This window comes from Ruegeria sp. AP12 (genome assembly GCF_056540025.1).
The window spans coordinates 1-517 of the sequence record NZ_JBQFVZ010000345.1 but is presented as its reverse complement, the minus strand read 5'-3'; the positions used below and the strand labels follow the sequence as shown (position 1 = coordinate 517).

The following is a 517-nucleotide window of genomic DNA, read 5'->3' as shown; positions in this document are numbered from 1 at the left end:
CCAGACGAGGCCGGGCATGAAGACCATCGCCAACCCGACCAGGGCTAATACCGCAGCGATCAATAGGTTGAAAGCGTCTTGCGCGAACCCTTGCGCGTTCTCTCCGCCTTCTAGCCGCTTGGAAAACATCGGCACGAAAGCTGCGTTGAATGCGCCTTCGGCAAAGAAGCGGCGGAACATGTTGGGCAGACGGAAAGCCGCGACGAAGGCGTCCATCACCGGGCCGGGGCCGATGAACGCGGTCAGCAGGATTTCACGCAGAAAGCCCAGAATGCGACTGGCCAGTGTCCAGAAGCCGACTGTGAAGAAGCCGGAAAACAGCCGGATCTGCTTCATGACGCCGCTCGCTCGGCGCCCTCGGTTATGGCTTTGCGCAGTTTGGTCTCAAGCCCGCGCTGTTTGCTTTCCGAGTGGTATTTCAGCCCGAACATGTCCTTGACGTAGAATGTATCCACCACCTGCTCGCCATAGGTCGCGATCACGGCGTTGGCGATATAGACATTGGCCGCCGCCAGCG

2 protein-coding genes are annotated in these 517 nt (G+C 59.6%); both read right to left on the bottom strand.

The window, feature by feature from the left end; translation table 11 throughout:
- The coding region (locus tag ACR0E6_RS23130) for a lipid II flippase MurJ (RefSeq protein ID WP_480587840.1) at nt 1-336 on the bottom strand (336 nt) is incomplete at its 3' end.
- A partial coding sequence (locus ACR0E6_RS23125; RefSeq protein WP_480587837.1) for a hypothetical protein occupies nt 333-517 on the bottom strand: 185 nt, incomplete at its 5' end. The genes ACR0E6_RS23130 and ACR0E6_RS23125, both read right to left, overlap by 4 nt.